Source organism: Bradyrhizobium sp., from assembly GCF_050014615.1.
GTDB lineage: Bacteria > Pseudomonadota > Alphaproteobacteria > Rhizobiales > Xanthobacteraceae > Bradyrhizobium.
Genome location: NZ_JBEKCZ010000354.1, coordinates 1 through 2,641, shown reverse-complemented (window position 1 = coordinate 2,641; position 2,641 = coordinate 1). Strand labels below are relative to the sequence as shown.

The window sequence follows — 2,641 nt, the reverse complement described above, 5'->3', positions numbered from 1 at the left end:
GCCGTGGCGATGAACGCCACGCATCCCACCAGCGATAGAGCTGACCGAGAAGCCGCAACGTTACACGACGAACCGGCGGGATGTCCTCGCCGATCAGCAGCGCCCCGAACGGCACCATCCAGAAACCCAGAACCGGCAGGAAACCGAACACACCGCCGACGATGAGCGCGAGGCCGAGCGGCCATCGCATCCACCTCGCCTCAGGCCGCATCAGCCATGCGTAGGAACGCCTGACGCGAAGCGGCAAGGCATCGAGCAGGCGTTGCAGGTGAGGATCGTCTTGCAAGATCTCCTCGGATGCCGACGACGTACCTACAAATAGTCCTTGGTTATGCGCTCGCTTCTGAGCACTGATTAGACCCGACCGCTGCCTATGCGACGTCCCCGTGAGATCAGCTTCAGCCACGGCCCCGAATGAAAGGCAGTCATCAGCAAATACATCGCAACCATTCCGCCAAACGGCGACGCATGTTGCATGGCCGCGCAGAGCATATCCTGCTGACTGCCATCGAAAGCGGTCAGCAGCGCCATCACCGCGAATGTCGGCGCGGCCGCGAAGCATAGCCACTCCGCCGCGACGCGGCTCGCCGATCCGAAACTTTTTCCGAACGTCTGCTTCGAACCGGCCAGGTGTGACATCATGAGAATATCAGACATGACCGTCCCTCAACGCCCGCTGGTGCCGAGATCGTCCGAATGCCCGGCGTTTACACGAGGCCATTGGACGATGGGGCGTCCATCGGTACGGTAATTGTGCTTGCCTTTCGGTTGTTTCGGCCAACCGGCGGGCGAGTCTTCCCACCTCTCTTGCCGCCCGTAGACGGTCAAGTCGAGCAACCGGTAGCTGTTGTCCATCGCTTCGACGCCACGCCGCGTCGTCCAGTAAGTCTCGAAGACACGCGAGCCCTGCCGTAGATAGCAAACGATGTGCATCATGCCCACACGGCGTCCAACCAGGAGAGTGTCGAGCGACGCGCCCTGGATCGCATACCAAGGCATCTCCCAGCCCATGAAGTCGCGGTACCGGGAACTCTCTTCATACGGACCTTGGCAGAACGTGGCGTAGGTGACGTCGCGTGAATGAATGAAGGACAGCTCGCGGACCTGCGATGTATAGAAAGTGCACCCCTCGCATTGCTCCGGAGCGGGTTTGCCGGCGTGCCACATGAAATAGTAGGCGATGAGCATCCGGCGTTCCTCGAACGCGTCCAATAGCGTCACCGCGCCGCGTTCGCTGATGATTGCTGTCGTGCCATCCACCTCGACCATCGGGAGCCGCCGGCGCGCAGCCGCAATCGCGTCACCCGCCCGCATGTGCGCCTTCTCCTGAACCCGCAGTGTATCCACCTCGGCCTGGAAGGTGCCGCGATCGGCTATTTTCGGCGCTCCAAGTTCATCTTTCATAATGTTGTTCATCGTTCTCTCCGTCACATTGACTGATGGTGATCGAGCTCCTGCTATTCCCAACTGTCGAGCTTGATCTCGTTTGGCCAGGGCGAGCCTTTGCCAGTTTCGAGAAGCGACTTGAGGCTCAACAGAAAGACCGCCCATTTGGTGCTGCAGTGGTGCATGAACTCCACCGGCTCCTTCCAGCCCTGATGTTTGAAGAGAACAACGGCCCAGTCACCGTTCTGTGCCAGATCGAAGCTGATCTTGGTGCCGAGCCATTCTTCCGGGCCGTCAACCACCTGCCACAGAACGCGCTTGCCGGGCTGCAGTTCGAGAACCTTCATGTCGAAGCCGCCTTCGCCAAAGCGGAATTGCAGCTCGCCGCCGACCTTGCTTTCTCCCTGAGTGTCGCGCGTCCACCAGCGGGAAAGCCCCGCAACGGTGGTCAATGCGTTATAGACATCGTCCAGCGACGACGATTTGATTCCAACCTTATGCAGAATGTCAGGCATGTCCGTTTCTCCGTTCCATGTTGTTGATCGTGAGACAGACCTAATGCCGGATGATGAGATGGTGGGAGTTACAAGTTTGGCGGGATTCCGATGGACTCGCTGATTGCTGCCGCAGCGCATGCACTCGCGGCGGGCGACCCCCTGGGGGCATTGAAGCGAGTCTCCTTGCGCAACGACGCGCCGGCTCTGGCGCTTCGGGGCGTCGCGATGGCTCAGCTCGGCGATCTCGTTCGGGCGAAAGCCCTGCTGCGAAGGGCGGCGCGCGCCTTTGGCCCGAAGGAGGCGGTAGCCCGCGCGAGATGCATCGTCGCCGAGGCCGAAATCGCACTCGTGTCGCGCGACTTGAACTGGCCCGCCAAGGCGCTCGATACGGCGCGGGTGGTGCTTGAGCGGCGCGGTGACCGGACGAACGCCGCGCACGCGCGGCATCTCGAAGTACGGCGTCTTCTTTTAATCGGACGCCTCGACGAAGCCGAACGCGCGCTGGCGAAGTTCGATGCCGGATTCCTGCCGCCGGCATTGCGGGCCGCTCACGAGTTGGTGGTCGCGGGAATCGCGATGCGGCGCTTGCGGATGAAAACAGCGCGCGCCGCGCTTGCCGAGGCAGAGCGCGCGGCTCGTCTTGCGAATATTCCGGCGTTGATGGCTGAGGTTGAAAGCACCGCTCTCATCCTGAATACACCGGCTGCGCGGCTGATTGCGCACGGTGAGGAGCGGCTCCTCCTGCTTGATGAGGTTGA

At 61.4% G+C, this 2,641-nt stretch carries 4 protein-coding genes and 1 pseudogene; 1 reads left to right on the top strand and 4 read right to left on the bottom strand.

Features of this window, described 5'->3' with window-relative positions; all coding sequences use genetic code 11:
• The 4 genes from ABR948_RS29485 to ABR948_RS29470 all read right to left on the bottom strand — a co-directional run.
• The coding region (locus ABR948_RS29485) for a hypothetical protein (RefSeq protein WP_428124835.1) at nucleotides 1–286 on the bottom strand (286 nt) is incomplete at its 3' end.
• Between the two features lie 68 nt (nucleotides 287–354).
• Complete coding sequence (locus ABR948_RS29480) at nucleotides 355–657, bottom strand: hypothetical protein (RefSeq protein ID WP_428124833.1); 303 nt, start codon at nucleotides 655–657, stop codon at nucleotides 355–357.
• Between the two features lie 9 nt (nucleotides 658–666).
• The gene (locus ABR948_RS29475) at nucleotides 667–1,416 is read right to left on the bottom strand and encodes a DUF899 family protein (RefSeq protein WP_428124831.1); all 750 of its coding nucleotides are present in this window, start codon (nucleotides 1,414–1,416) and stop codon (nucleotides 667–669) included.
• A 41-nt stretch (nucleotides 1,417–1,457) separates the two neighbouring features.
• Nucleotides 1,458–1,901 (bottom strand): SRPBCC family protein, encoded by a 444-nt coding sequence (locus tag ABR948_RS29470; RefSeq protein WP_428124829.1) that lies wholly within the window; start codon nucleotides 1,899–1,901, stop codon nucleotides 1,458–1,460.
• A gap of 90 nt (nucleotides 1,902–1,991) precedes the next feature.
• On the opposite strand from ABR948_RS29470, the pseudogene ABR948_RS29465 reads away from it, so the two are divergent.
• Nucleotides 1,992–2,641, top strand: a pseudogene (locus ABR948_RS29465) (helix-turn-helix domain-containing protein); the annotation flags it as partial.